The sequence below is a fragment of the Streptosporangium canum genome (assembly GCF_900113865.1).
In the GTDB taxonomy this organism is placed as follows: Bacteria; Actinomycetota; Actinomycetes; order Streptosporangiales; family Streptosporangiaceae; genus Streptosporangium; species Streptosporangium canum.
On sequence record NZ_FOQY01000019.1, the window covers coordinates 130,993 to 157,868 of the forward strand.

General features: G+C 72.5%; 24 protein-coding genes. 11 read left to right on the plus strand and 13 right to left on the minus strand.

The annotated features are described in order from the left end of the window. Window positions 1-18 precede the first annotated feature (18 nt). Window positions 19-435 (minus strand): DUF2795 domain-containing protein, encoded by a 417-nt coding sequence (locus BM085_RS25925; RefSeq protein ID WP_031168853.1) that lies wholly within the window; start codon window positions 433-435, stop codon window positions 19-21. 239 nt (window positions 436-674) lie between these two features. Here BM085_RS25925 and BM085_RS25930 point away from each other — a divergent pair, with 239 nt between their 5' ends. After that, window positions 675-2,048, plus strand: a complete 1,374-nt coding sequence (locus tag BM085_RS25930; protein WP_093889508.1) for an NADP-dependent succinic semialdehyde dehydrogenase — start codon at window positions 675-677, stop codon at window positions 2,046-2,048. An 83-nt stretch (window positions 2,049-2,131) separates the two neighbouring features. On the opposite strand, the gene BM085_RS25935 is transcribed toward BM085_RS25930, so the two are convergent. Beyond that, window positions 2,132-2,635, minus strand: coding sequence for a LysR family transcriptional regulator (locus BM085_RS25935; protein WP_245789699.1), 504 nt, complete (start codon window positions 2,633-2,635; stop codon window positions 2,132-2,134). 156 nt (window positions 2,636-2,791) lie between these two features. Between BM085_RS25935 and BM085_RS25940 the strand changes: the two genes are divergently transcribed. Beyond that, entirely contained in the window at window positions 2,792-3,961 is a 1,170-nt protein-coding gene (locus BM085_RS25940; RefSeq protein ID WP_093889509.1) for an alpha/beta hydrolase, read from the plus strand. A gap of 170 nt (window positions 3,962-4,131) precedes the next feature. Here BM085_RS25940 and BM085_RS25945 read toward each other — a convergent pair whose 3' ends face one another. After that, on the minus strand, window positions 4,132-5,442 hold the full coding sequence (locus tag BM085_RS25945) for a serine hydroxymethyltransferase (RefSeq protein ID WP_245789700.1): 1,311 nt from the start codon (window positions 5,440-5,442) through the stop codon (window positions 4,132-4,134). Between the two features lie 107 nt (window positions 5,443-5,549). Here BM085_RS25945 and BM085_RS25950 point away from each other — a divergent pair, with 107 nt between their 5' ends. From BM085_RS25950 to BM085_RS25955, 3 genes are read left to right on the plus strand one after another with little or no spacing between them, the layout of a single operon-like run. Further along, complete coding sequence (locus BM085_RS25950) at window positions 5,550-6,779, plus strand: helix-turn-helix domain-containing protein (protein ID WP_143121073.1); 1,230 nt, start codon at window positions 5,550-5,552, stop codon at window positions 6,777-6,779. A 29-nt stretch (window positions 6,780-6,808) separates the two neighbouring features. Next, window positions 6,809-6,970, plus strand: a complete 162-nt coding sequence (locus tag BM085_RS44630) for a hypothetical protein (RefSeq protein WP_177245267.1) — start codon at window positions 6,809-6,811, stop codon at window positions 6,968-6,970. Window positions 6,971-6,973: 3 nt separating this feature from the next. Then, the gene (locus tag BM085_RS25955; RefSeq protein ID WP_093889511.1) at window positions 6,974-8,410 is read left to right on the plus strand and encodes a WS/DGAT/MGAT family O-acyltransferase; all 1,437 of its coding nucleotides are present in this window, start codon (window positions 6,974-6,976) and stop codon (window positions 8,408-8,410) included. Here the strand turns inward: BM085_RS25955 and BM085_RS25960 are convergent. Continuing rightward, a complete protein-coding gene (locus BM085_RS25960; RefSeq protein ID WP_093889512.1) occupies window positions 8,297-8,827 on the minus strand; it encodes an ATP-binding protein in 531 nt (176 codons plus the stop codon). The two genes, BM085_RS25955 and BM085_RS25960, sit on opposite strands and share 114 nt — an antisense overlap. Window positions 8,828-9,379: 552 nt before the next feature. Here BM085_RS25960 and BM085_RS25965 point away from each other — a divergent pair. Further along, the gene (locus BM085_RS25965; protein ID WP_093889513.1) at window positions 9,380-10,711 is read left to right on the plus strand and encodes an MFS transporter; all 1,332 of its coding nucleotides are present in this window, start codon (window positions 9,380-9,382) and stop codon (window positions 10,709-10,711) included. 29 nt (window positions 10,712-10,740) lie between these two features. Here BM085_RS25965 and BM085_RS25970 read toward each other — a convergent pair whose 3' ends face one another. The 3 genes from BM085_RS25970 to BM085_RS25980 form a co-directional block, all read right to left on the minus strand. Then, window positions 10,741-11,286: a type 1 glutamine amidotransferase domain-containing protein gene (locus BM085_RS25970; protein WP_093889514.1), complete on the minus strand. Its 546-nt coding sequence runs from the start codon at window positions 11,284-11,286 to the stop codon at window positions 10,741-10,743. 62 nt (window positions 11,287-11,348) lie between these two features. Further along, complete coding sequence (locus BM085_RS25975) at window positions 11,349-11,666, minus strand: DUF4031 domain-containing protein (protein ID WP_093889515.1); 318 nt, start codon at window positions 11,664-11,666, stop codon at window positions 11,349-11,351. Next, the gene (locus BM085_RS25980; RefSeq protein WP_093889516.1) at window positions 11,663-12,214 is read right to left on the minus strand and encodes a TetR/AcrR family transcriptional regulator; all 552 of its coding nucleotides are present in this window, start codon (window positions 12,212-12,214) and stop codon (window positions 11,663-11,665) included. Before BM085_RS25980 ends, BM085_RS25975 begins: the two co-directional genes overlap by 4 nt. 132 nt (window positions 12,215-12,346) lie before the next feature. Here BM085_RS25980 and BM085_RS25985 point away from each other — a divergent pair, with 132 nt between their 5' ends. Next, window positions 12,347-13,933 carry an MDR family MFS transporter gene (locus tag BM085_RS25985; RefSeq protein ID WP_218158829.1) on the plus strand — a complete coding sequence of 529 codons (1,587 nt, stop codon included), beginning with the start codon at window positions 12,347-12,349 and terminating at the stop codon, window positions 13,931-13,933. A 51-nt stretch (window positions 13,934-13,984) separates the two neighbouring features. Beyond that, entirely contained in the window at window positions 13,985-14,935 is a 951-nt protein-coding gene (locus BM085_RS25990) for a GNAT family N-acetyltransferase (RefSeq protein ID WP_093889518.1), read from the plus strand. Between the two features lie 157 nt (window positions 14,936-15,092). Here the strand turns inward: BM085_RS25990 and BM085_RS25995 are convergent, their stop codons facing one another. Further along, window positions 15,093-16,463 carry an MFS transporter gene (locus tag BM085_RS25995; RefSeq protein ID WP_245789701.1) on the minus strand — a complete coding sequence of 457 codons (1,371 nt, stop codon included), beginning with the start codon at window positions 16,461-16,463 and terminating at the stop codon, window positions 15,093-15,095. A gap of 108 nt (window positions 16,464-16,571) precedes the next feature. Between BM085_RS25995 and BM085_RS26000 the strand changes: the two genes are divergently transcribed. After that, window positions 16,572-17,435 carry a helix-turn-helix transcriptional regulator gene (locus tag BM085_RS26000; protein WP_093889520.1) on the plus strand — a complete coding sequence of 288 codons (864 nt, stop codon included), beginning with the start codon at window positions 16,572-16,574 and terminating at the stop codon, window positions 17,433-17,435. A 37-nt stretch (window positions 17,436-17,472) separates the two neighbouring features. Here the strand turns inward: BM085_RS26000 and BM085_RS26005 are convergent, their stop codons facing one another. The 4 genes from BM085_RS26005 to BM085_RS26020 all read right to left on the minus strand — a co-directional run bounded on the left by BM085_RS26005 (window position 17,473) and on the right by BM085_RS26020 (window position 22,368). Beyond that, window positions 17,473-18,783, minus strand: a complete 1,311-nt coding sequence (locus BM085_RS26005) for an AAA family ATPase (protein ID WP_093889521.1) — start codon at window positions 18,781-18,783, stop codon at window positions 17,473-17,475. Continuing rightward, window positions 18,774-20,243 (minus strand): hypothetical protein, encoded by a 1,470-nt coding sequence (locus BM085_RS26010; protein WP_093889522.1) that lies wholly within the window; start codon window positions 20,241-20,243, stop codon window positions 18,774-18,776. The genes BM085_RS26005 and BM085_RS26010 overlap by 10 nt, the downstream gene beginning before the upstream one ends. A gap of 108 nt (window positions 20,244-20,351) precedes the next feature. Continuing rightward, a complete protein-coding gene (locus BM085_RS26015; RefSeq protein ID WP_093889523.1) occupies window positions 20,352-21,452 on the minus strand; it encodes a hypothetical protein in 1,101 nt (366 codons plus the stop codon). 136 nt (window positions 21,453-21,588) lie between these two features. After that, complete coding sequence (locus BM085_RS26020) at window positions 21,589-22,368, minus strand: hypothetical protein (RefSeq protein ID WP_093889524.1); 780 nt, start codon at window positions 22,366-22,368, stop codon at window positions 21,589-21,591. 107 nt (window positions 22,369-22,475) lie between these two features. On the opposite strand from BM085_RS26020, the gene BM085_RS26025 reads away from it, so the two are divergent. Continuing rightward, entirely contained in the window at window positions 22,476-22,922 is a 447-nt protein-coding gene (locus BM085_RS26025) for a PIN domain-containing protein (RefSeq protein WP_051865589.1), read from the plus strand. A 66-nt stretch (window positions 22,923-22,988) separates the two neighbouring features. Then, the gene (locus BM085_RS26030) at window positions 22,989-24,719 is read left to right on the plus strand and encodes a serine/threonine protein kinase (RefSeq protein WP_093889526.1); all 1,731 of its coding nucleotides are present in this window, start codon (window positions 22,989-22,991) and stop codon (window positions 24,717-24,719) included. Here BM085_RS26030 and BM085_RS26035 read toward each other — a convergent pair. After that, window positions 24,680-26,863, minus strand: coding sequence for an amylo-alpha-1,6-glucosidase (locus BM085_RS26035; protein ID WP_093889527.1), 2,184 nt, complete (start codon window positions 26,861-26,863; stop codon window positions 24,680-24,682). The two genes, BM085_RS26030 and BM085_RS26035, sit on opposite strands and share 40 nt — an antisense overlap. Window positions 26,864-26,876: the final 13 nt, after the last annotated feature.

Sequence of the window (26,876 nt, forward strand, 5' to 3'; positions counted from 1 at the left end):
GGCGCGCCCGGAGGGGCACTACCAGCGGCGGCGTTCCGCCCCGAGCCCGAGTGCCCGGGCCACCTCGCCGACGTTGTGGAACTCCCCGTCGGGCAGGTCGCGCAGGCTCTCGACGATGGCGTCGGGGGCCATCTTCGCCTCGGCGTGCGCCATGAGCTCGTCGCGGTCCGACGGCCAGTGGGCGTCGCTCAGCCACTTCGCGATGGCGCTGCGGCGCTCGACCTCCACGGCGGTGATGCCCTCGGGGGTGCCGGGCTCGTGTCCCGGCGGGTACCTCCTGGGGGCCGTCTCCTCCTCGGGGTCCACGATCCCCTGGGGGTCCGCCCATTCCTCGGTGTGGGCGGGGCCGCTGCCGTGGACGACACCTTGGGTCTCGTGCTTCTGCTCATCATCGACGCGCGGGCTGTGCTTGGCGCTGCCGCGTTCAGCATTCATGGCCTGACCTCCCGAAACAGGATCGTGAGGTATCCCGTACCCACTAGCGGAGTGCCCACATCTCCCGCTTACCTCCTGAATATCCCCTTTCATTGAGTAATTGTGTAAATCCCGAGAAAAGGGGCAAGTGGCCGGTGCTGGATCCGTCTCGTCCGCTCCCCACGGAGCGGAGCGGATCCCGATGACAGGGGGACAGGACGCCGAGTCGTCCGAGGGCGACGGTTGCCGAGGAGGTAGCGATGGCGATCGCGACGATCAACCCCGCCACGGGGGAGACGCTGAAGACCTTCGAACCGCTGAGCGAACACGAGGTGGACGAGCGGCTCGCACTCGCCGCCGCGGAGTTCGAGATCTACCGCGCCACCGATTTCAAGCAGCGGGCGGCCTGGATGCAGAGCGCCGCCGGCCTGCTGGAGTCCGAGCAGGAGCAGGTGGCCCGGCTGATGACCACCGAGATGGGCAAGACGCTGGTCTCGGCCCGGGCGGAGGTGGCCAAGTGCGTGAAGGGGATGCGCTACTACGCCGAGCACGCCGAGGAGTTCCTGGCCGACGAGCCGGCGGACGCCCCCGCGGTGGGAGCGCGCAAGGCGTACGCGCGCTACCAGCCGCTCGGGCCGGTGCTCGCGGTGATGCCGTGGAACTTCCCCCTGTGGCAGGCGGTCCGGTTCGCCGCCCCGGCGCTGATGGCCGGCAACGTGGGGCTGCTCAAGCACGCCTCGAACGTGCCGCAGACCGCGCTCTACCTGGGCGAGCTGTTCGCCCGGGCGGGGTTCCCGCGCGGTTGCTTCCAGACCCTGCTGATCGGCTCCGGGCAGGTCGAGGCGGTCCTGCGGGACCGGCGGGTGGTGGCGGCCACGCTGACCGGGTCCGAGCCGGCCGGCCGGTCGGTCGCCGCGATCGCGGGCAGCGAGGTCAAGAAGACCGTCCTGGAGCTGGGCGGTTCGGACCCCTACATCGTGATGCCGTCCGCCGACCTCGACGGCGCCGTGGCCACCGCGGTCACCGCGCGGGTGCAGAACAACGGCCAGTCCTGCATCGCGGCCAAGCGGTTCATCGTGCACGCCGAGGTGTACGACGACTTCGCCGACCGGTTCGTGGCGCGGATGGAGGCGCTGCGGGTGGGGGATCCGGAGGACGAGTCGACCGATGTGGGGCCGCTCGCCACCCGGCAGGGACGCGACGACGTCGAGAAGATCGTGGCCGACGCGGCCGGGCGCGGCGCGCGGGTGCTGTGCGGAGGATGGAGCCCCGACCGGCCCGGCTGGTTCTACCAGCCGACCGTGGTCGCCGGCGTCACCCCGGAGATGAGGCTGTTCGGCGAGGAGGTGTTCGGCCCGGTCGCCTCGCTGTACCGGGTCGGCGACATCGACGAGGCGCTCGCCCTGGCCAACATCACCTCCTTCGGACTCGGCTCCAACGCCTGGACCGCCGACGTGGTCGAGCAGGAGCGCTTCATCACCGACCTGGAGGCCGGCATCGTCTGCATCAACGGCATGGTCGTCTCCTATCCCGAGCTGCCGTTCGGCGGGGTCAAGAACTCCGGGTACGGCCGGGAGCTGTCCGCGCACGGCATCCGCGAGTTCTGCAACATCAAGGCCGTCTGGATCGGCTGAGCCGCCGGCGGGACCGAGCCCGCTCCGGCCGGGGCCGGTCCGGAGACAGGCATCACGTGCCCGTCAGTAGAGTCCTTGTGGCGCTACCCCGCCGGTCGCTGGGCATCGGCGGCCGCTCTGACGGTCAGTTCGGGCTCGCGGATCGGCAGCCATAGGTAGGCCACGTCCAGCTCGCCCGACTTGAGCAGGTCCAGAGGGGAGGCCGGCTGGATCTCGCGATGCTGGAGGCGGGCGTTCGGGTGGCGGGCCAGGAACAGGTCGAGAACGTTCTTGATCTGTAGGGAGTACGGGCCGAGGGTGCCGAGGGTCAGTGTTCCCGCGGTGCCGTCGGCGGTGGCCTGAGCGGTCGCGATCCCTTGCATGATCTGCCGGTGGCCGCTTTTGAGCGCTTGGTGCAGCTGCTCACCGAGTGGGGAGAGACGCACGGCTCGGGTGGTGCGGTCGAACAGGGGCGCGCCGATGCGCCGCTCCTGCTTTTTGATCGTTTGGCTGACGCGGGCCGGGCTGATGCCCAGCCGCTCGGCCGTACGGCTGAAGTGCAGCTCCTCGGCCGCCGTCAGAAAGATCTCGATCTCTCGCATCTCCATGGGCGGGCCTCCGGATTCTTTAGCTCAGGGTTAAAAGACGTTATCGGATCCGTCGTTGATGCGACGCAGGTGAATCGGGGAGACTGGGGCGCGCAGAACGTCCCAAATGCGGCGTGCTCGAAGGCAGTTCAGGAAACTGCCGACTCTGGAGGTTCGGTGCCCGTCGGTTATCTGATCCCTGTGGCGCTCGTCGCGATCGGGACGCTGTTCGCGCTGCGGCCGGTGCCGGGGTGGACCCCGCTCGGCCGGGTGAGCTACTTCTTCGGGCTGGCCGCCAACGAACTGCCGTTCGCGGCCTTCTTCTGGCTGCTGCTGGCCCCGACGGCGCTGGCGTTCGCCGAGGGGGACATCCACTCGGCGGGCGGCTGGGCGATCGTCGCCCTGGCCGCCGTGTCCACGATCGGGCTCGCGGTCATCGCCTCCCGCGGCCTGGGCGAGCGGGCCAGGATCGAGCGCGCGATGGACGCGGGCCTGGGCGCGGGGTGGCGCGCCGCCATCGACACCGATCTCAGCGCCGGACTGCGCCGCCGTCCGCCGTGGGCCCGCATCCTGTTCCTGCCCATCCTCAAGCGCCGCCCGGACGTCCGGCGCGTGGCCGATCTCTCGTACGGCGAAGCGGGCCGGCGCAACCTGCTCGACGTCTACCACCACCGCTCCCGTCCGCAGGGCGCGCCGGTCATGATCCACCTGCACGGCGGCACCTATTCGGGCGGCCACAAGAACAGCCAGTCGCTTCCCCTGCTCTACCACCTCGCCGGCCAGGGCTGGGTGTGCGTCAGCGCCAACTACCGACTCCGGCCGCAGGCCCAGCACCCGGATCACCTGATCGACCTCAAGAAGATCATCGCCTGGGTGCGCGAGCACGCCCACGAGTACGGCGCCGACCCGTCGACGCTGTTCGTCGCGGGCAGCTCGGCGGGCGGGCACATGGCGGCGCTGGCCGCGCTCACCCCCAACGACCCCGCCTTCCAGCCGGGCTTCGAGGACGCCGACACCTCCGTGACCGGCGCCATCTACCTGAACGGCTGGTACGGCACCTATTTCGGCCAGGGCCCCGAGTCCTCGCCGCTGTCCCACATCACACCGGACGCGCCGCCGTTCCTCGTGGCACACGGCGATCTGGACCCGCTGGTGCCCGTGGCCGAGGCCAGGGAATTCGCCGACCGGCTGCGCGCGACCTCGGCCGCCCCCGTCGTCTACGCCGAACTGCGCGGCGGCAACCACGCCTTCGACCTGTACCACTCGGTCCGCTTCGAGGCGGTCATCGACGCCATTGAGGCCTTCACCGCCCTGGTGAGATCACAGAAGAGGACACCCCAACCCTAGGAACCCCGACCTCTCGGCCCGGCGCTCGGGAACACACGATGAGCCCCGGACGGAGCTTCCATCACCTGGCGGGTGGGGGTACGTTCGGGAGCGGAGGGCCGGCCTGGGAAGTCATACGGACCGGCCCGCCAGGGGGCGCGCCCCAGGGGGTCGAGCGGGCCGGTCCGTGATCATGGGGTGGCGGAGCGGCGCAGGGCGACCGCGTCCTGGAGGACCTTCACGGGGTCCTGGCCGTCGATCAGCAGGCGGCGCATCAGCGTCGCCACCTCGCGCATGGTCTCCGGGCCGAGGCCGCGGCGGGTCACCTCCTGGGTGCCGATCCGCAGGCCCCGCATGGGCTCGCCTGGGGCCTGGTCGGGCAGGCCGATGCCGCTGAGGTAGACGCCGCCCTCGGCCAGCAGCCGGGCCGCGCCGTCCCCGCCGCCGAACGCGGCGGCGTCCACCGCCACATGGTGGGAGACGGTCCAGCCCAGGTGGGAGGCCGCGACGGTGAAGCCCTCGCCCTCCAGCGCCGCGGCCAGCGCCCTGGCGTTGGCGATGCAGCGGTCGGCGTAGGCGGGACCGGCCGCGGCGTGCTCGGCGGCGGCGACGGCCAGCGGGGCCAGCCGGGAGGCGTCGTAGTTCGCGGTCAGGCCGGGGTAGGCGGCCGTGGACACCCGGTGCGCGAGGTCCTCGTCGCGGCTCACGACGGCCGCGCCGGGCGGGCCGCCGAAGGATTTGTAGGTCGACATGGTCACCAGGTGCGCCCCCTCGTCCAGCGGCCGCTGGAACCGGCCGCCCGCGATCAGACCGGCCATGTGCGAGGCGTCGTAGACCAGGACCGCGCCCACCTCGTCGCACGCCGCCCGGACCCGCGCGACGTCGTGCGGGAAGAGCATCAGGCTCGCGCCGACCACCACCAGCGCCGGCCGCTGCTCCCGCAGGAACGCCGGCAGCGCGTCGTAGTCGATGTCGAACCGGCCGGCGTCGTAGGGCAGGTCGACCACCCGCAGGCCCCGGACCCCGGCCGCGCCCTGGGCGTGGTGGCTGGCGTGGCCGCCGGCGGCCTCCGGCAGCACCGCGATCGTGTCGCCCGGCCGGGCGAACGCGGTGTAGCAGGCGAGGTTGGCCATCGTCGCGCTCTGCAGTCTGACCTCGGCGAACTCGCCGCCCATCAGTGCCGCGACCTGGAGCGGGGCGAGCACCTCCAGCACGTCCAGCTCGTCCAGCCCGGTCTGGAACTTCTCTCCCGGCCAGCCCATGGAGGGACGGCTGCCCAGGGAGAGCTCGTGGGCGGCGCGGGCCCGCTCGCTCATCGTGTTGGTGCCCGCGTACAGGACGATCCCATCCTCGTCGAGACGGCCCCGGTGCTCGGCGAGCACCGCGTCGACCAGGCGGGTGACCTCGTGAAGGTCCAGCCCGCCCAGCTCCGACTCCAGCTCCACCAGGCGTCGCTGTGCCCGGGACGAGGCCCAGGGGGCGACTCGGCTGCGCTCTTCCACGGCGGTTCCTTCCGGAAAGGGGGGGATGATGCGACGGTACGGCTCGGGATGGAAAGTCGTCATCGTCCCGCCAGTGGAGATCATTCCTACATCTGTAGGATTTATGGGTGATCACGCATGATGTCCAGGACCTTCTTGATTCCCTGGCCATGGCCGTCGGGCGGGGCATGGCCGTGGACGACCCCGAGGGCAGGGTCGTCGCGCACAGCGTCCACCACGGCGAGGTCGATCAGGTCCGGGCCCAGGCGATCCTGTCCAGATCCGTCCCCGCCGAGGTCGAGATCTGGCAGGAGGCCCACGGGGTGGCCACGACGCGCGAGCCGGTCAGGATCCCGGCCAACCCGGCGCTGGGCATGGCGGCCAGGCTCTGCGTGCCGCTGCTCCACCGGGGCAGGCGTGTCGGCTCCCTCTGGATCATCGAGGGCGGCGGCCCGCTGAGCTCCGAGGAGGAGGCCAGGGCCGTGCGCGACGCCGCCGCCATCGCCGCCCTGCTCGACGGCGGCGGCAGCTCCCACACCCTGCGCCGCCTGCTCAACGGGGAGATCACCGTACGGCGGGCGGCCGGGATCCTCGGCGAGGGGCCGCTACGGGTCCTGGCCGTGCGCGCCCCGGCCGGCCGCGGTGACGCCGTGCGGGGCGACCTCGCGCGGGGCGACGGCCCCCGCGGTGACGCCGTGCGGGGCGACCTCGCGCGGGGCGACGGCCCCCGCGGCGACGCCGTACGGGATGACGGCGCGGGGGACGCCGCCGTGCCGGGTGACGGCTCACATGGTGACGTCGCACCCGGGGAGCCGGGGGGACTGGCCGGAGTGGTCGGCGACGAACTCTCCCGGATGCGCCGTCCCCCCGCCTTCGCGGTCGTCGACAGGCATGTCGTGCTGCTGCTCAACGGCGGTGAGGACGCGTCCGCGCTGGGGGAGTCGCTGGCCGCCAGAGCCGGCGGCCTCGTGGGGATCAGCGCGGTCCATCCCGGACTCGGATCGCTCCGGCAGGCGTACGGCGAGGCGGTCGCCGCGGCCAGGGCCGCCGCGGCCGAGCCGGCGCTCGGACCGGCCGCCCGCTGGGCGGAACTCGGCGTCTACCGGCTGCTCGCCGACCCCACGGCCTACTCGCTCGGCTCGCTGCGCGAGCATCCGGCGCTCGCCGTCACGCTGGAGACCTACCTGGACCACGGAGGGGACGCCCAGGAGACGGCCCGCCTGCTCCACCTGCACCGCACCAGCCTCTACTACCGTCTGGCCAGGATCGAGGAGCTGACCGGGCGGAGCCTGAAGGATGGAACCCAACGGTTAGAACTCCATCTCGCGCTGAAGCTCGCCCGCTGGAATGCGGTGTAGAGGCGGATAAATCCGGGCACAGCTCTCCGGTGCTGCAGTTGATCAGCGAGGTCGTCACCGTCATGGTCGTTCTCGCGCTCGTCTGGCTGGCGATGCTCGTCGCCTCCGTGGTCGTCCTCCTCGCGCTGGCCGCGTTGGCCCTGACGACCCCGCGGGAGCAGGATGGTGCCAGGACCCCCAGCAGGAGGTAGAGGATGCGGCAGCTCAGCGCGGTGGACACGCAGTTTCTGAACTTCGAGACTTCGACGAACGTCGCCAACATCGCCGGACTGGCGATCCTGTCCGGCGGGCTGACCCGAGGCGACCTGCTCTCCCTGCTGGCCAGACGGCTCCACCTGGCCCCGCCCTTCCGGCGGCGGCTCGTCCTCGTGCCGTTCGGCCTGGACCATCCGTACTGGACCGAGGAGGGCAGGATCGATCTCGACTACCACGTGCGGGAGATCGCGCTGCCCGCGCCGGGGACCGACGAGCAGCTCGGCGAGCAGGTGGCACGGCTGCACGCCCGTCGCCTGGACCGCCGCCGCCCGCTCTGGGAGATGTATCTGATCCACGGCCTGTCCGGCGGCAGGACGGCCCTCTACATGAAGGTCCACCACGCCGCGGTCGACGGCGTCACCGGCGCCGGCGTTCTCGCCGCCCTGCTGGACACCTCTCCCGAGCCCGCCGAGATCGCGATGGCGCCCGAGGCGGAGCCGGAGGAACGGATCGACACGTGGGAGATGATGGCCAGAGGCGTCGCCAACGTCGTCCTCAACCCGGCGCACACGGTGAGGTTCCTGGCCAACGCCGTTCCCCACCTGGACGAGATCCCCGTGCTCTCACAGCTTCCCGGAGCCGGGCCGGTCTCGCGGGTCACCCGGGATCTGGCCCACCGCCTGTCCGGCGAGGCCACGGTGCCCGCCCTGCCCCGCATGACACCTCCGCGCACGCCCTTCAGCGGCCGGATCAGCGGCCATCGCCGCTTCGCCTTCACCGCCCTGCCGCTGGAGGAGGTCAAGCAGGTCAAGAACGCCTTCGGCGTCACGGTGAACGACGTGGTGATGACCGTGTGCGCGGGAGCGCTGCGGCAGTGGCTGCTCAAGCACGACGCGCTTGCGGACCAGCCGCTCGTCGCGGGCGTGCCGTTCTCCCTGCGCGCCCCCGGCGACGCGAGCGAGGGCAACCAGGTCACCATCATGATCACCCCACTGGCCACCCAGGTCGCCGACCCGCTGGAGCGGCTGCGGGCCGTACACGACGCGATGGCCCTGATCAAGGACCGTGCGTCGCCGGCCCCGGCCCGCTGGATCCAGGAGGTCAGCGACATGATGCCCTCGGCCCTGACCGGCCTGGCCGCCCGTGCCGCCTTCAACCTGTTCGCCGGGACCGCCGGCCCGATCAACGTGGTGATCTCCAACGTCCCCGGCCCGCAGCTCCCGCTCTACGTGAGCGGGGTCCGGCTGCTCTCCTATCACCCCGTCTCGGTGATCACCGATGTCAGCGGCGGTCTCAACATCACGGCCTTCTCCTACGACGGCTCACTTGACGTGGGCGTGATCGCCTGCCGGGAGATGGTCCCGGATGTGTGGGTCGTCACCGACTACCTCCGGGACGCCCTCTCCGAACTCAAGCTCCTCGCTGAGCAGGAGTGACAGCCCCGGGGCGTCCTTGACGAAGCGCAGCCTCTTCTCCAGGCAGACGATAGAGCCCCGCTCGTGCCGGTTGACGAAACGGATGTCATCGGCCAGCGCCCTCATGATGAGCAGGCCGCGGCCGTGCTCGGAAGTCGACGGGGGAGACGAGCGCGGCCCGGAGAAGTCGAAACCGTCCCCGGCGTCCACCACCTTGATCACACAACGGTCGTGGTAGAGCTCGGTGCTCACCATGTAGTCGTCGCTGGGAGTGGCGTGCTGGATCACGTTGGAGCACGCCTCCGAGAGCATGAGCTGGATGTCCTCGCGGATCTGTGACTCCACCCCCAGGGTGCAGAGCGATGCGTCCAGCAGTTGCCGGATGACGGGAACACTCGCGGCGTCGCGCGGCAGACGCAACGAAATCGTAGCCTCCACAGCTCCTCCTTCACAGATGACCTCTAGAGCCTTGCCCCGCCTCGGTCGTCCTAATCGAATGGAGGGAGCGCGTCTGCGCGCCGGTCCGCGCGAGCGGCGCGCCGGGCACTCCGGTGACGCTCTGCGATCTTCGGTAGCCGGGGCGCGGGGAGGCGGCCGTCCCCTGATCATTCGGGGTCCGTGAAGACGCTCGAAGGTCGGGTGCCGGCCGCAGCCGACCGGGTGAATATGTCAGACCCATGCTGAACAGGACAAACGTGCAGTCCGCGCTCCGGTTCCGATGTTCCGTGGACCCCGGGGCTCGCTCGATCGTTTTATGTGAGTGCTTTTATATAAGTACTGTTATATTAGCGCCGTGACATCTTTGGATCCCCCCGCGCCGTCCGGGCAGCCGGCGCTTCATGTCCCGCCGACAGCCATGGACGCCCGGATCGAACCCGTGCACATCGAGCGAGGCCGCCCCCTGATCCACCCCGGCGAGCCTCCTGCCGGTCCGGCACCCGTGGCCCTTTCCGCACCCGCGGCCCCTTCCGCGCCGGCGGAGCCGCGCCCATGACCTGGCGCGACCGGCTGATCGATGTCCGCCCCCTCCGCACCAGCCGGCCGTTCCGCGACCTGTGGATCGGGTCCTCCCTCGCCTCGATCGGTCAGCAGATCGCCGGCGTGGCCGTCCTCCTGCAGGTCTGGGAGCTCACTCACAGCCCCCTCTGGACCGGGGCCATCGGCCTTGCCACAGCCGTGCCGCTGCTCGTCCTCGGGCTGGTCGGCGGATCGCTGGCCGACGCCGTCGACCGCAGGACCCTCGTCCGTGCCACCACCGCGGGTCAGGTGCTGACAGCCGTGGGCCTCGTGGTGCAGGCCGCCGCGGGAAACCGGTCGGTCCTGCTGCTGCTCCTCCTGGTCGCCGCGCAGTCCGGCTGCGCGGCGCTCGGCGCCCCGGCCCGGCGCACCTTCCCCGTCCGGTTGCTCCCCGCCGACCAGGTCGCCGCCGGGCTCGCCCTGCAGAACGTCGCCTTCCAGGCCTCCATGCTCGTCGGTCCCGCCCTCGCCGGCCTCGTGCTCGCGCAGTGGCACTACCCCGCCGCCTACGCGATCCAAGCCGTCGCCGGCGTCGCGTCGCTGATCGCCGTGGTCCGGCTGCCTCCGATGGCCGTCCCGCGCGCCGCCGACGACCGGCGGCCCGCGCCCGGCGCGCGTCAACGTCGCGGTCCGGCCCGGGGAGGCTGGCGGATCATCCTTCGGCGCCCCACCCTGTGGGGCTCCTTCGCCGCCGACCTCGCCGCCACCGTCCTGGCCATGCCGATCGCGCTCTTCCCCCTGATCAACGAGATCCGTTTCGAGGGCAATCCCCGGACCCTGGGGCTCTTCCTGTCCGCGATCGCAGTCGGCGGGCTCGGCGCGGGCCTGCTCTCCGGGACCGTCACCCGGCTCCACCGCAGCGGCCTCGTCCAGCTCGTCGCGGCCACGGTCTGGGGCCTGGCTCTCGCCGGCTTCGGCCTGGCCGGACCCCTCTGGCTCGCCCTCTGCTGCCTCGCGATCGCCGGTGCGGCCGACACCGTCGCCGTGGTCACCCGCGGCGCACTGGTCCAGTTCGAGGCGCCCGACCATTACCGCGGGCGGGTCTCCTCGGTCGAGCACGTCATCGGCATCGCCGGCCCCGAGGTCGGCAACTTCCGCGGAGGACTTCTCGCCTCCCTCACGTCCGCACCCGTGGCGCTCGTCGCGGGCGGCCTGGCAGCCGCGCTCACCGTCGTCGCCGTCGGCTTGATCAACCGCCCCCTGCGCGACTACCGCGTCCCGTCCGAGCGCGACGGCCCGCCGCCCCCCGGAGTGCCGCCGGAGGCTCCCGCGCAGCCGGCGGCCCTCACCGACGGGCCGCGATGAGGTGACGACGGAGGGCGCGGACCGGAGTGTCAGCCCGAGAAGGCGTCCACCGCGGCCTGGCAGAAGGCTTTGAGGTCGTCGGGCTTGCGGCTGGTGACGAGGGTGTTCGGGCCCGAGGTGCAGATCACGACCTCCCGGTCCTCCCAGTCCGCCCCGGCGTTGCGCAGGTCGGTCCTGAGGCTGGGCCAGGAGGTGACCTTCCGGCCGCGCACGACGCCGGCCTCGATCAGGGTCCAGGGCGCGTGGCAGATGGCCGCGACGGGCTTGCCGGCCTCGAAGAAGTCCTTGACGAACCGGACGGCGCTGGGCACGGTCCGCAGGAGGTCGGGGTTGGCGACGCCGCCGGGCAGCACCAGCCCCTCGAAGTCGTCCGCCAGCACCTCGTCGATCGTCTCGTCCACCGGGAACCGGTCGGCCTTGTCGAGATGGTTGAACGCCTGGATCTCACCCGCTTTGGTGGAGATCAGCCTGGGCGTGGCCCCCGCCTGCTTGACGGCCTGCCAGGGCTCGGTGAGCTCGACCTGCTCGACGCCCTCCGGGGCCACGAGGAACGCGATCGTCTTGTCGTTGAGCATGATTTCCCCTTTGACGTGCGGCGATGCCCTTCAGGGAGGCGTCATGCCCGGCATGTCGTCATCTATGCGGGCCGGTGGGATTCGGGGCCGGAATCCAGACCGGCGACGTCCGGGCGGGGACGGATCTTGCGCCTGCGCAGACCTGAGGCGATGAGCCGGGCGAGGAGCTCGCGCGAGGACACGGCCTCCGCCCCCAGCGTGATCGCCCTGTCGTAGACGGTCTCGGGGACGTCGTAGTGGTCGCGGTCGAACGCCCGGGGCGGCACGCCCAGCCGGGCGGCGAAGGCGTGCAGCTCCTCGGTCGAGCTGTCGCTGACCAGATGTGACCAGAGCAGATCGCGGGGACCCGGCCAGTTCGGCGGGTCGATGAGCACGCTCACCGCTGGAGGAGTTCGAGCGCGACCTCCAGGGCCACGGCCCTGCTCTCCTCTTCGGAGAGCTTGTCGTCCTTGAAGGCGAACCAGGCCGCGTGCAGGGCGAACATGGCCATCGAGTTCCTCAGCCGGACGGTCGGCGGGTCCTCCGGGTCGACGATGAAGCCGAGCACCTCGAACATCCGGTCGCGATTGCTCGCCATCACCGGGTGGTGCTTCAGCGCGGTCTGGTTGCGCTCGAAGAAGCGCATGATCTCGCGGTGCTGTCCCCGGTGCAGGTCCTCGGAGTAGCGGCGGACCAGCTCCCGGCGGGTCTCGTCGGTGCGCGGCTGCGCTCTGGCCCAGGCGATCAGCTCCTCGACCGAGCGCACCCGGTCCTCCACGAGACTGGTGACGATCTCGTCCTTGCTCTTGAAGTGATAGTAAAGTGCGGCCTTGGTCACGCCGAGGGCCTCCGCTATCTCCCGGAGCGAGGTCGCCTCATACCCCTGCTCGACGAAGAGCTTCAGGGCGATCTCCTGAATCCGTGTCCGGGTGTCGGCGTTTTCCCTCATGGCTCCCTTTGCAGCGAAATCGGCTTGACGGCCGGTAAGTGATCGTCCTACATTCCCAGCGTATCCGACACTAGCCGGTCGGCAAGTAAGCAAGATCTTTTATGGGGGCGACAGCAGATGGGGGCGACAGAAGTGAAGGAGACCGCAGCCGCACCGGCGCGGCGGCGTGAGGTCATGGTGGTGCTGCCGGGCCTGATGCTCGCGATGGTCCTGGCCATGCTCGACAACATGATCGTCGGTACCGCGATGCCCCGCATCGTCGGGGAGCTGGGCGGGCTGACCCATCTGTCCTGGGTGGTGACGGCCTACGTGCTCGGCACCACCGTCTCCACCCCCATCTGGGGGAAGGTCGGCGACCTGTACGGCAGGAAGAACATCTTCCTCGGGTCCATCGTCATCTTCATGATCGGTTCCGTGCTCTGCGGCATGGCCGGATCCGAGATGCTGGGCGGTCCCACCGACGGCATGGCCCAGCTCATCGCCTTCCGGGCGCTCCAGGGCCTCGGCGCCGGCGGCCTGCTGGTCAACGCGATGGCGATCATCGGCGACCTCGTCCCGCCCCGCGAGCGCGGCCAGTACCAGGGCATCATGGCGGGTGTGATGTCGCTGGCGATGATCGCCGGTCCGCTCGTCGGCGGGTTCATCACCGACCACCTCGACTGGCGCTGGGCCTTCTACGTGAACCTGCCCATCGGGTTCGTCGCGCTGGCGCTGCTGGCGGCCAAGCTGAAGCTGCCCAAGTACCGCACCGAGCACCGCATCGACTGGCTCGGCGCGATCCTGCTCTCCATCGGCATCACCGCGCTGGTGCTCATCACCACCTGGGGCGGCAACGACTACGGATGGGGCTCGCCGCAGATCCTCGGCCTGGCCGCGCTCGCGGTCGTCACGCTGGGGCTGTTCATCCCGGTGGAGCGCCGGGCCGCCGAGCCGATCATGCCGCTCCAGCTGTTCCGCAACCGCAACTTCACGCTGATCTCGCTGGTCGGCTTCCTGCTCGGCTTCGCGATGTTCGGCGCCATCAACTTCCTGCCGCTGTTCCAGCAGACGGTCCAGGGCGCCAGCGCCACCAACTCGGGCCTGCTGCTGCTGCCGATGATGGGCTCGGCCATGGTGATCTCGCTCTTCGTCGGCCAGGCCATCACCAAGACCGGCAAGTACAAGGTCTACCCGGTCCTCGGCGGCGTGATCATGGCGGTCGCCATGTGGCTGCTCTCCCTGATGGACGTCAACACGCCCTCGTGGCAGACCGGCGTGTTCATCGCGGTGCTCGGCCTCGGCATGGGTTTCCTGATGCAGACCACCATGCTGATCGCGCAGAACAGCGTGGAGCAGAAGGACCTGGGTGTCTCCAGCAGCACCTCCACCTTCTTCCGCTCCATCGGCGGCTCGTTCGGCGTCTCGCTGTTCGGCGCGGTCTTCAACAACCAGCTCGCCTCCAGCCTGGAGAGCAAGCTGGGGCCCGCGGGTGAGAAGCTCGCCTCCAGCGGCGGCCAGTTCAACCCGGCCGCCCTGCACGAGCTGCCCGCCAACGTGCGGACCGGCTTCCTGGAGTCGCTGGCCACGTCCATCTCCGGCGTGTTCTGGTGGGCGATCCTGTTCGCCGTCCTGGTGCCGCTGCTGGCCGCCTTCATCAAGGAGATCCCGCTGCGCGGGGGCCCCGAACAGAGCGGCGACGCCGAGAACCCGACCCCGGCGCCGGCCCCGGTCCTCGACTGACGCCAAGTCCCGTCCCAGCGAGTCCCAAGTCGCGCCGGACAGACTGTGCGCATGGAAACAACCACCGCCGCCGGGTACGTCACCCGGCGGCCTCTGGCCGAAGACGCCCACGCCGTCCACGAGCTGATCTCCCTGTGCGACACCCGGGTGATCGGCAAGGCGGACATGACCCTCGACGACGTCGCCGACCAGCTGAACGACCCCTCCTTCGACAGGGAGGCCGACGGCTGGCTCGTCCACGACGAGGCCGGCCGCCTGGTCGCCTGGGCCTGGGCCTGCCGCAAGGGCACCAGCGACAACGTGGACATCGACGTGGTCGTGCACCCCGACGCCCCCGGGCTCACCGGCCCGCTCTGGGACACCGTGACCGAGCGAGCCGGGCGGATCGCCGCCGGGCTCGGTCACGACAGGGCCGTGCTGGACATCGGCCTGTACCGGGAGGACAGCGGCAAGCGCGCCATCGCCGCCGCCCGCGGGTTCAGCGCCGCGACCAGCTTCATCCGGCTCCTCGTCGACCACGGGACCTCGGTGCCCGAACCCGCTCCGCCGGCCGGCCTCACGCTCCACCGGGGGATCACCGAGGAGGTCCGCCGCCAGGGACACGCCGTCCAGCAGGCCGGCTTCGCCGAGCACTTCGGGTCCGTCCCCATGGACTACGACGAGTGGTACGGAGAGCTGGACTCCTCGGCCAGCGGCGACTGGTCGCAGCTGGCGGTCGCCCGGATCGACGGCGAGCCGGCGGCGATGCTGCTGGGCACCAACGCCTTCGCCGGGGACGAGAACTGCGGATACGTGCGCCGGCTGGCCGTGCTGCCGGCCTTCCGGGGGCGCGGTCTGGGCCGGTTCATGCTCCGCAGGGCCTTCGCGGACGACGCCCGGCGCGGCCGGGTGGGCACCTACCTGCACGTGGACGCCAACAACAGCACACCCGCCCTGGACCTGTACCTGTCGGTGGGCATGCGCCAGGTGCTGACCATCGACGTGTGGCGGCGGACGGTCTGACCTTCCCGGACACGGCCGGGCCCGCGGCCGCCCGGCCGCGCACCGGGTGCGGCCGCGCTTGGCCGGTACGGCCGTCCTCCCGGTGCGGCTCAGCCTCCGGTACGGCCGCGCTCCGGGCGGGCCGGGTACGGCTCCGCGCGGGCCGTGCCCGGAGAGCTCATCGCCGGCGCAGCAGCGGCAGCGCGCACGTCCCGGTGGCCAGCGCCGTGACCGCCAGGGCCACGGCGGCGCCCGTGATCGACCCCACGCTCAGATACAGCGTGCCGAACGTGGCCACGCCCACGACCTGGCCGAGCTGGGTCACCATGACGAACAGGCCGCTGGCGTCGGAGGCGTCCTCGGGCGCGACATGGGTGAGCGCGACCGCGAGCACCGGGCTGAACGCCCCGCCCAGGCCGGCCCCGGTCACCGCCAGGGCCACCCAGAGGAACGGCAGGCCGTGCCCGCCGCCGCTCAACGCCAGTGCCAGCCCCAGGTATCCCAGTGCGGCCAGGCCGAAGGAAACGATGATCATACGGCGGTGCAGGCGGCCGGGGATCCGCCGCCAGTTGAGGCTGACCACCGCGAAGGCGGCCGCGGCGGGAACGAACGTCAGGCCCGCCCGCAGCGGGCTGTCGTCCAAGGGGCCCTGCAGGTGCAGGGCGAGGGCGAACAGGAATCCGCCGTAGGTCGCCATCAGCCCGAAGACGGCCAGCGCGGAGACGACCACCCCGGGGGCCCGCAGAATTCGCACGGCCACCAGAGGCGCGGCGGCCCGCCGCTCCGTCAGCACGAAGACCCCCGCGAACGCCACGCTCGCGGCCATCGCGGCCCAGCCCCACAGCGGCCAGTTCTGCTCGTGACCCAGCACCAGCGGCACCACCAGGAGACTGACCGTCAGCGAGAGCGTGACCAGGCCGGGCAGGTCCAGCGGGCGGTGGCGCACGGGGCCGTCGGCCGGCAGCAGCCGCGCGCCCAGGACGAGCAGCCCGAGCCCGATGGGCACGTTCACCAGGAACACCGGCCGCCACGCCGTGCCGTACAGGTCGGCGGAGACCAGCACCCCGCCCAGCACCTGGCCGGCCACGGCGGCCCCCGAGATCACCGTCGCGTAGAGGCTGAGCGCGCGGGCCCGCGCGGCCCCCTCGAAATTCACCTGGATCATGCTCAGCACCTGAGGCACCATCAGCGCGGCCCCCGCGCCCTGGAGCAGCCGGAAGGCGACGAGCTGCCCTGCGGAGACGGCCAGGCCGCAGGCCAGGGAGGCGGCGGTGAAACCCGCCAGGCCGTACAGGAACAGGCGGCGACCGCCGTACCGGCCGCCCAGCCGGGCACCGGTGATCAGCAACATGGCATAGGCGATGGTGTAGCCGGAAATGATCATCTGGAGTCCCGAGCCGGACGTGCCAAGGTCGGCGCGGATCACGGGAGAGGCGACGTTGACGATGGAGACGTCCAGGATCGCCATGAACTGCCCGGTGAGGATCACCGTCAGCAACCAGGGAACGCGGCGCAGGGCCGGAGCTTCAACAGTGGATGTCGCGGTCATGGAGACGACTGTGGCGTCGGGCCGGTACCGGTAACGAGTGCCTGCCGATCCTGGTACCGACAGCACCTGGCAGACGCCTCACCCGTCGGCCAGCATGGAGGGGTGACCATGACGACCCACGCGCGTGCCCGCCGAGTCGAGCTCGCGTCCTTCCTGCGCAGCCGCCGCGACCGCATCACCCCCGCCGCGGTGGGCCTGCCCCCGGGGTTGCGCCGCCGCACCCCCGGCCTGCGGCGCGAGGAGGTCGCCCTGCTCGCCGGGGTCGGCGTCACCTGGTACACCTGGCTGGAGCAGGGACGGCCGATCAACGTCAGCGCGCAGGTGCTCGACGCGATCTCCCGGACGCTCAAGCTGGACGAGGCCGAGCGCGAGCACCTCTACCGGCTCGCCGACATGCCCGCGGTGCCCGCCTCGGACGCCCACGCCGCCCTGGACCCCGAGATCCAGCGCATCCTCGACCAGCTCGGCCCGCTGCCCGCCTCCGTCTACAACAGCCGCTACGACCTGCTGGCCTGGAACGACACCTACAACGCGCTGTTCGCGAGCATGACGTCGCGGCCTTCCGACGCCCGCAACGCGCTGTGGCAGATCTTCGTCACGAAGGAGTGCTGCAACCCGGTGGTCAACCGGCAGGAGGAGCTGCCGCAGATGGTGGCCACCCTCCGGGCGGGGTTCGGACGCCACCTGCGGGACCTCTCCTGGACCGACTTCGTCCGGCGGCTGTCGGCCGCCAGCCCGGAGTTCGCGGCCATGTGGGCCACCCACGACGTGGCCCGGCCGGGGAGCCGTATGAAGATCTTCCAGCATTCCGCGGTCGGGCAGGTGCGCACGATCTCCACGAGCATGGCGCTGGCGTCGCCGCCGGAGACGCGGATGGTGGTCTACACCCCCATGGACGAGGAGAGCCGCGAACGCATCGCCTGGATCCGGGCGCACCCGCATGTCCCGGCCGTGCCCCCGCACACCCACTGATCTCCCTGACCTCCGGCAGGGGATACGGCGGGAGCCCTCAGTGGGCGGAGACCACCCGGTGCTTGGCGAGATGGGCCAGTACGGCCTGGTTGGCCTCCCACCCGTCGGGGAACTTCACCGGCACGCCGAGCTGGACCGGCTCGGCCGAGGGATGGGCGTCCAGCAGCTCGGGGATGCCCGCCCGGGCGACCACGACGCAGGCGTGCCGGTGGCGGGAGGCGAGCACGCACAGCCGCCCCGACTCCAGGTGGAAGGCCGTGGCGTCGCGGCGGCCGGACAGCGGGTGGAGCACGATCGTCACGTCGTACTCCCGCCCCTGGAGGCGGTTGGCGGTGTCCACCGTGATCTCCTCCGGCACCCCGGCGGCGCGGATCGCGGCGACCTGGTCGCGGTGCGCGGCGCCGATGGCGATCCGGTCGGCCGTGACGCGGTGGCTGCCGCGTTCGGAGTGCGCGACCGGTGCCCGTTGCAGCAGCCGTACGGCCAGCACCGCCACCGCCTGCACGGCTTCGGCGTCCGTGCGCACCGTGTGGCGGCTCGGCAGCTCATACAGCGCCCAGCCCGACGAGGCCGCCTCCTCCAGTGCGCGGTCGTAGGAGGTGCGCATGCCGTTGACGGTCAGCTCCAGCGACCGGTCCTCGTGAGCCGTCCCGGCCCGGAAGCCGGTGAACGGGTAGAACGCCTCGGAGACCACCGGCGCCGCCGAGGCGGGCAGCCGCCAGGAGACGGGCAGCCGGTGCACCGGCAGGTCGGGGTTGTGCCGCAGCAGCACCGAGACCGCGCTCTGCACCGGATCCCACGACAGGCCCGCCCAGCGGTCGCCGTCCACGATCGAGAACGGGTCGAGCTGGCCCGGGTCGCCCACGAACAGCGACCGCTCGAACAGTGAGGCGATGCGCAGCAGCTTGTCCGAACGCATCTGGTAGGCCTCGTCCACGATCGCCCAGGGCCAGGTCCGGTCGCCGATCCAGGCCCACTTGTCGGCGGTGGCGATCACCACCGCCGGGTCGCCGAGGTCGGGCAGCTTGCCCGCGACCGAGACGTTGGAGTGGGCGAGGATACGGCCGGGCGTGATGTAGCCGCCGGCCGACAGACGGCCGATCGACAGGTCGGGGTGCTCGGTCGCGAGCCGTTCCACCAGGTCGTCGACCTGCTCGTTGGTCTGCGCGACGATCATCAGCGGCTCGCCGGTCTCGGCGATGTGCCCGGCGGCCTTGACCACCAGGGTGGACTTGCCCGCCCCGGGAGGGGAGTCCACCACCACGCCCCGGTTGCGGGGCAGGTCCGCCAGGACCGCGCCGACGACGGCCGCCGCCTCCTGCTGGGGCGTCTGAGCGCTCACGACCATTCCTCCTGCGCGTCGTCGTCGCTGGGCACGTACTCCTCCGGCGGACCGCCGTGGGTCCACGGCGTCCGCTCGGGATCGGGGAGCGCCGCCGAGGACTGGAAGTCGTCGGTCAGCGAGGTGTAGGAGACCCGTTCGCCCGGCTCGGGCACCGCGCCCGGGGCGGGCGTCTTCCCGCGGCCCATCCCCTTGGTGATCTTCAGAGTGATCTCGCCGTCCGCGATCTCGACGATCTCGGCGGCGTGGCCCCGCCGGTCGGGGCTGCCGACCGTGGTGCCGGCGGTCAGCCGTACCGGGTCCTCGGTCCGGACCGTGATCAGCGGGCGGAGTTTGCGTGAGCGGCCCTCGCCCTCGGTGTGCTCCGGGTCCGCGCCCGTCACCGTCCCGGAGAACGCCTCGCCGGTCAGCCGGTACTCGGCCATGACCAGTGGATCGTCGTAGGCCCGCTGCACGTCGTAGCTCGCCCGGGCCCGCTCCAGCCCGGCCAGCCGCGCGGCGGCGCCGACCGCGCCGTCCCTGCGCGCCTGCGGCGGGCCGCCCTCGGCGATCCGCTCGGCGAACCTGGTGAACGAGCCGCGGTCGGTTTCCCAGCGGTCCTTCACCCGCCGGCCCTCGGGCAGTTCGCGCAGCAGGCGGGCCGCCCGCCACATCAGCCGCCAGGTCGGTTCGAGCTGGGTCCGCAGCGCCTGGGTGACGCGCTCCACTGCGCGGTCGGTCGGGGCCTCCTCGTAGGCCCGTACGGCGGGACCGAGCACCTCGTTGTCGAAGCCGGGGTCGGTGGTGGGGCCGGCCGGCGGCCAGAGCAGCGGGTCCTCGGCCTCCTCGGCGGCCCGCCGGCCGCTCATCCCCGGGGGAGGGGCGATCCACCCGAGTTGCGCCGCGAGATTGGCGTCCTCCAGCCCGCTCTGCCCGGTCGCCCAGTGCATGCTCAGCGCCTCGGTCGCCACCAGCAGCAGGGAGGAGCCCGGCTGCTGCGACCGGTCGGCGAAATAGGTCAGCCACCGGCCGAGCAGCGGCACCGACGGATGCACCGGATAGGGCCCGTCGGCCCGGCGGAACCGGGTGGAACGGCCCAGCAGCGCCACGAAGGCGGCCGCCGACCGGTTGGGGACGAGGATCTGCGGCGCGTCCAGGCACCGCTCGTACGGCTCCCCGCCCTTCTTCTCGACCGTCTCGGTGGTCTTGCCGAACCCCTCGACGTACGGCAGGAGCACCTCGGCCAGGCCGGCGGCGAAGGCGAACCGCAGGTCCCGGTTGCGCGGCTGGGGGACCACCAGCAGCCGGGGGTGGTCCGGGTCGGTGCCCACCATGGCGGCCAGCGGCGCGGCCGTCTCACCGGCCAGCCTGAGCGGGATGAACACCATCGGCCGGGGGGCGAGGTGGCAGTGCCGGACCGTGGTGATCCGCTGCGCGGCCCCGTCCCGGATGGCGCGCAACTGCGCCAGGGCCGTCAGAGCGCTCACGTCGCCTCCTCCGCCGACTCCGCGCCGCCGTATTCGGTGGCTCGCTCGCTCACGTCGTCTCCTCCGGCTCCGCGAGCGCCGCGCCGCGGTGCCCGTCGGTCCGCGCGCTCAATTCAGGCACTCCTCGCGCAGGCGGTCCGCCAGGCGGAGCAGGCGGGCGACCTCCTCCTGGCCCTCGGCGGGCTCGACGGTGCCCTCGGCCAGGCCGAGGGCCTCGGTCATCAGGGAGACGCCGCCGAGCTGGTCGCGGACCTGGCGGCCCAGCAGGTCGGTGGAGCCGCAGCCACGGGCCTCGTCACGGCAGAACATGCACATGTCGCAGGTGGACAGGCAGTCGGGCGCGTAGCGGGCGGGCACCTGGCTCAGCGCGCCGGCCAGATCCTCCGCCGACCGGGTGGGCACGCCGTCCGGGTCGGGGGCCAGGTCGAAGGTGAGCCCCTGGGGGAGCCCTTCGAGCAGGCGGTCCACCCGGGTCATCCGGGCGAGCTGCCGCTTGAGCACGGCGAGCTGCTTGCGCACGTCCACCAGCGTCGCGGTCGGCCGGTTGGCGAAGTTCTCCGGGCAGACGAGCACCACGTCGTGGGAGACGCGCTCGGGGTCGTGCCCGAGGTCGGCCAGGAGCGTGCGCAGCGCCAGGACGTAGACCGCGGCCTGCCTGGCCGCGGCGGCGACCTTCTCGGGCTCGGCCTGGCCGTCGATCACGCCGAACGACTTGATCTCCACGATGCGGAAGCGCCCCCCGAGCTGGAAGGCCACCACGTCGGGCTCAAGGTAGGAGGTGTGCCCGGCGATCTCCAGGCTGAACAGCGGATGGTCGTAGAAGACCGCCGCGTCGTCGTTCTCGCGCGCCGCCCGGTCGATCAGCGTCCGGGTGTGGGAGTGGCGCAGGTGGGAGCCGACGCTCTCCACGTCCTGGTAGCCGACCTGGGCGACGGGCAGGCCGAGCAGCTCGCGCAGGAGCCGCAGCAGCTCGGCGCAGCCGTTCTCCTTCACCAGCGCCTCGAACACGTTGCCACGGGTGATCGCGAACTGCGACTGGCCGAAGGGGGCCGGGAAGCCGAGGTGCCGGGCCGTACGGTCCTTGTCCACCCCGGCGGCGTCCATCAGCGCCCGGCGGGCGCAGCCGGGGTTGGCGGCCAGCGCCGCGATGGCGCGGGCGTCGTGCGGGCGGGACGGCACCGGCCCGCGCAGCTCGTCCAGCCGGTTCACCGGCCACCCCCGGTGCGGCCGTCGCGTGCCGGGCCCCGCCGGTCCGCCGGCCGTCCCCGGCGGCGCGTGCCGCCTCCGGCCCGTACGGCGGGCCTCTCCAGTGGGCGGGTCACCCACGCCGTGCTCTGCCTGCTCACTAACAGGCCCCTCTCAAGGTGCTCATCGCGGCGACGCCGAACAGGCGCTCCACGTCCGGTAGTTGCCTGCTCGCCCGCACCGCCACCTCGGCCCGCTGCGCGGTGTCGGCGGCCCGGTGCACCTCCAGTTCGGCCCGGGCCGCGCGGATCGCGGTCGCCGGATCGGCCTGGACGAAGCCTTCGACGGCGCCGGGGATGTTCTGCGCCATCCGCGACAGCAGCCGCAGCGCGCTCGCCGGCGGCTCGGCCAGCCGGGCGAGGTGTTCGGCGATGCGCGTGGTCGAGGTGAGGAAGTCGACGCGCGGGCTCAGCGGCCCCAGCACCCGCAGCTCGGGCGCCCAGGTGCTGTCGGCGAGCAGCCCGCGGGCGGGGGAGAGCCGGTCGGTCAGCGCGGCGCACAGGTAGTAGGGGCGGGCGTAGGGATCGCTGCGGAAGGAGCGCTCCTCGTCCCTGCGCAGGCTGGTCAGCTGGGAGCCGCGCAGCGCGCCGGAGAAGAACGCGTTGTTCACCGCCACGATCAGCTTGGCCGCGGTGGGCGCGCCCAGCAGCGCCAGTGCCTGGTGCACCTGCTCCCTGATCGGCAGCAGCGAGGTCTCGGGCTCGCGGGGCGGCGGCGGGGGCTCCTCGGCGGTGATGGCCGCGTCCCATGCCTGTTCGGCCCGGCGGAGGTCTCCGCGCAGCGACCGGGCCAGCGAGTTCTCCTTCGCCTTCACCGCCCGTCGCACTTCGGCGCGGAGCTCGGCTATCCGCCGTTCCAGCGCGTCCAGTGATTCACTCACGGCCCGGAGCGTAACAGGAGTTCCACCAGTCTCCCTTGAATTCCAGCGAATTCCAGCATTAAAGTGCAGACCATGACCAGGTAATGCTGGGCCGAAAGGGACATTTCATGCGGAACCTATCGGAAGGTCGCGCCGTCCACCTGCTGGACGTGGAGAACCTCGTAGGAAACGCGCGCCCCGCCACCGGAGACGTCCGGACCATGATGGCCCGCTACCGTGAACGCGTCCCCACCGGAGGCATGGACCAGTATGTCGCCGCGGTCAACCACGGCGCCCTGGTCCCCGTCGGCCTGGCCCTGGCCGGGATCCAGCTCCTGGTCCGCTCCGGCCGCGACGGGGCCGACGGGGCGCTGGCCGAGGTGATCCGCCTGGACCACCTCGCCGACCGGTTCGAGCGCGTGGTCATCGGCTCCGGCGACGGCGTCTTCGCCGACTTCGCCGGCTGGCTGTCCGGGCGGGGCGTCCTGGTCGTGGTGGTCTCCCGCCCGGAGTCGCTCAACCGCCGGCTCCGCCGTACGGCGGCCCAGGTCATCTCGCTGGACCTGGCGGCCTGATCGCCGGCGCCGCGCGGCCCGCGGGAGAGCGGCGCGCCGGGCGGCGGGGGATTATGATCTTTCTCCATGCGGACGCCAAACCCCCTCACATCCGTTGACCCCCGACAAATCGACCGATACCGGCTGATCGGTCGGCTGGGGGCCGGCGGGCAGGGCGTGGTCTACCTCGGCGAGGATCCCGCCGGCACGGCCGTGGCGATCAAGGTGTTGCACGCGATGGCCACAGCGGACCCCGAGCTCCAGGCGCGCTTCGCCGCCGAGCTCGCGGCGGTCCAGCGGGTCGGCCCGCTCTGCGCGGCCCGGATCCTGGACGCCGACCTGGAAGCACCCAGGCCGTACATCGTCAGCGAATACGTCGACGGCCCCAGCCTGCGCGCGGCGGTCGCCGAGCGGGGGCCGCTCGACGCCGACGCCGTACACCGGCTGGCGACGAACACCGCCACCGCGCTGGCCGCGATCCACGGCGCGGGGATCGTGCACCGCGATCTCAAACCGGACAACGTGCTCCTCGGTCCCGACGGTCCGCGCCTCATCGACTTCGGCGTCGCCCGTACGGTGGGCATGACGATGACCGGCTCCGGCCAGATGCTGGGCACGCCGATGTACATGGCGCCGGAGATCTTCAAAGGCGAGCGGGCGGGCCCCGCGGCGGACGTCTTCGCCTGGGGCGCGGTCCTCGTCTACGCCGCGACCGGGCGGGCCGCGTTCGAGGCGGCCGAACCCGCCGCGGCCATGCATCGCGTCCTGGCCCTCGAACCCGACCTCAGCGGGCTTCCCAGCCGGCTCGGCCCGCTCGTGGCGCGCGCGCTGGCGAAGGACCCCTCCCGGCGCCCCGCGGCGATCGAGCTGCTCCACGCCCTGATCGGGGCGACCGGCCCGCTCCCGGCCGTCCCCCTCCCGTCCGCCGGCCCGTCCGGTACGGCGAGCCCGCCCGGCGCCTCCGGGGCCACGATGCCGCCGGCGAGCCGGGGAGGAGCCGCGCGGCGCCGCCGGGCCGTCTCCGTCGTGGCGGCGCTCGCGCTGGCGGCGGGCGGGATCGCGCTGGGCCTTTCGCGGTGGGCGGGATCCGATCCCGGGACGGACCGGGCGCGCCCTCCCCTGAGCATGGCGGTCACCGCGGGCTCCTCCGCCTCTCCCCGGCAGGACTCCCCCGAGGAGGTCTCCTCCTCGCCCGTGCCGAAGAAGCACCGGCCCCCCGCCCCCGCCACGGAGCCGGCCTCTCGGACGACCGGGCACCCGCCGTCTCCGACGCCGGCGGTGAAGGTCTCCCGGCCGGCACAGCCGGACCGCACCCCCACAGCCGATCCGGAGCCGGAGGTCGGCCCCGCGCGGGAAAAGACGCCGGAGCCGTTCCCGCGTGAGGCCGACGTGATCCTGAGCAACCCCCTCGGACCGGACAGCAGATGCAGCGACCCGCAGGACGGACCCTCCGGCCTGCAGTTCCGCTCGTGCATCAGGGTCACCGCGGGACAGGTGCTGTTCAGCGTCAGACTGACCAACCCCGCCCCGAAGCCGTACGACGCGGCCGTCCGGGTCTCCTGGTGGAGTGACGGGCGCAACCAGGGGTGCCTGCCCGACCCCGGCCCCTGGCGCGTGAAGGTGCCCGCCCGCGGGGTGACGGTCACCCCTGAGGGCCGGTGCGCGGCCGAGCGGACCGCCCAGCCGCTGGCCTACCAGACCGAGGTCACCGTCGGGTCGTCCGGCATGGCCGACTGGTCGCAGCGCAAGCTGTCGCCGGTCGCCCATGTGTACCCCGACTACACGAAATTCACCTGCCTGGGCAAGCAGCCCTGCTGAACGGACCCGCCCGCGGCGGTCTCCGGGAGGATCCCGGCGGGCAGGCCCGTCAGGCTGACCGAGCCGTCCAGGTCCACCGCCGCGCTCACCTCGGCGCCGCCGATCCGGAGCCCGCGCGCGGAGAGCGCGCCCAGCGGAGCGCCCGCGAGCGGGCGGAGCAGCACCCGGCCGGCGGGCACGTCGGGGTAGAGGCCCAGCGCGGCGTGCACGATCGTCACCGCGGCCGCGGCCGACCACGCCTGCGGGCGGCAGGCCGCGGGGTAGGGCACGGGACGCCCGAGCGTCTCGCGGTCGTCGCCGCCGAACAGCTCCGGCAGCCGGTAACCGAACGTCTCACCCGCGGTGAGCAGTCCTTCGGCGAGTCGCGCCGCCTGCGCGCCGAACCCGGCCCGCGCCAGGCCGGCGACCACGATCGCGGTGTCGTGGGCCCAGATCGACCCGCAGTGGTAGGACAGCGGGCTGAACCCGCCCTCGTCCGCCGACATCGTGCGCAGCCCGAAGCCGCCGGCCATCGCCGGTGAGACCAGCAGGGCGGCGACCTCGGCCTCCTCGGCGCCGGTGAGCAGGCCGGTGCCCAGAAGGTGCCCGATGTTGCTGGTCAGCGCGTCCACCGGACGCTTGTCGCGGTCCAGGGCCAGCGCGGGGAACCTGCCCCGCGGGCCGTCCACCCAGAAATGGGCGCGGAAGCGCTCGGCCAGCGCCCCGGAGTGCTCGCGCCAGCGCCCGGCTCCGGGGCGACCGAACGCCTCCAGCAGGTCCGCGGCCTGCCTGGCCGCCTGGTAGGCGTAGCCCTGCACCTCGACCAGGGCGATCGGCGGCCGGGCCTGGCGGCCGTCGTGGAAGCGCACCGCGTCACCGGAGTCCTTCCAGCCCTGGTTGGCCAGTCCCCGGCCGCTGGTGTCGACGTACTCCACGAAGCCGTCGCCGTCGGGGTCGGCGTGCTCGGCGAGCCAGCCGAGGGCGGCCTCCAGATGGGGCAGGAGCGCGGCCAGCTCCGCCTCGGGCGCGCCCCAGCGCCAGGCGTCGTGCAGCAGGCTGATCCAGAGCGGGGTGGCGTCGACCGTGCCGTAGTAGGCGGCAGGCAGGCGCAGGCCGTCGCCCTCCAGGGCGAACTCGTGCCGCCGCAGCTCATGCATGATCTTCCCGGGGGCCTCGCCGGAACCGGGGTCGAGCCGGGTGCCCTGCCGCCGGGCCAGCACCCGCAGGGTGCCCATGGCCAGCTCGGTGCCGAGCGGCAGCAGCATCCGGGCGGCCCAGATGCTGTCGCGCCCGAAGAGCGTGAGGAACCAGGGCACGCCGGCGCCGAGGAAGGCGTCGGCGGGGGCGCCCGTCTCGGCCAGCCGCAGCGACCGCAGGTCGTCCAGGGACTGCTCGAAGAGCCGGACCAGCCGGTGGTCGGTGGCGGTGACCCGGGGCCCGCCCCGTTCGGCGACCCACTCGGCCGGGCGGGCGGGGGCGGTCACCACGGCCTCCGGGTCGTGCACCGCGACGTCCCAGCGGAGCGTGGTCCGGGCGCGGGGCGCCAGCGCGACGGGCCAGCTCAGCCGTCCCGCCCGTCCGGACTCCGCCGGCTCGGCGTGCGCGTCCACGCCGGTCACCGTGACCCGGATGCCGTCCGAACCCCACGTCAGCTCGCCGGGCCCGCCGCCCGCGACGGCGGCCGGTGCGGTCTCACCCCCCGACTTCACCACCTCTATCGGGGCGAAGTCGCAGCTCAGAGCTAGGGTGATGGTAGCGGTGACCGGTCTGGAGGCGGTGGAGACGATCTCGATGCGCTCACTCATGCCACCCGGCACGACCTGCCGGACGCGGTGGATCCGCACGGTGGGGTCGGGGGAGGGGTCTCCCAGCCATCGTGCCAGCGCGACGAACCGGGCGCCGCCCGCCCCCCGCGGCGCGTAGCCGACGGCCTCGGGCTCCCGCCCGTCGATCTCCAGCCTGGCCTGTGACAGCGCACGGGAGTCGGCGTGGAACAGGCCCTGGACGCCGGATGCCCGGATCTGCCCGTCGCCGCCGCTCAGCGCGGTCGTCGGCGCCATGACGGCGCTGACGAGATCGTGCAGCAGCGGCTGGAGGCGGTGGGCGGCGGCGGGGGGTTCGATCACCGTGGCGGCCGGTGATGGAGGTGTGGCTCCGTCGAGCACGGATGGCTCCCTG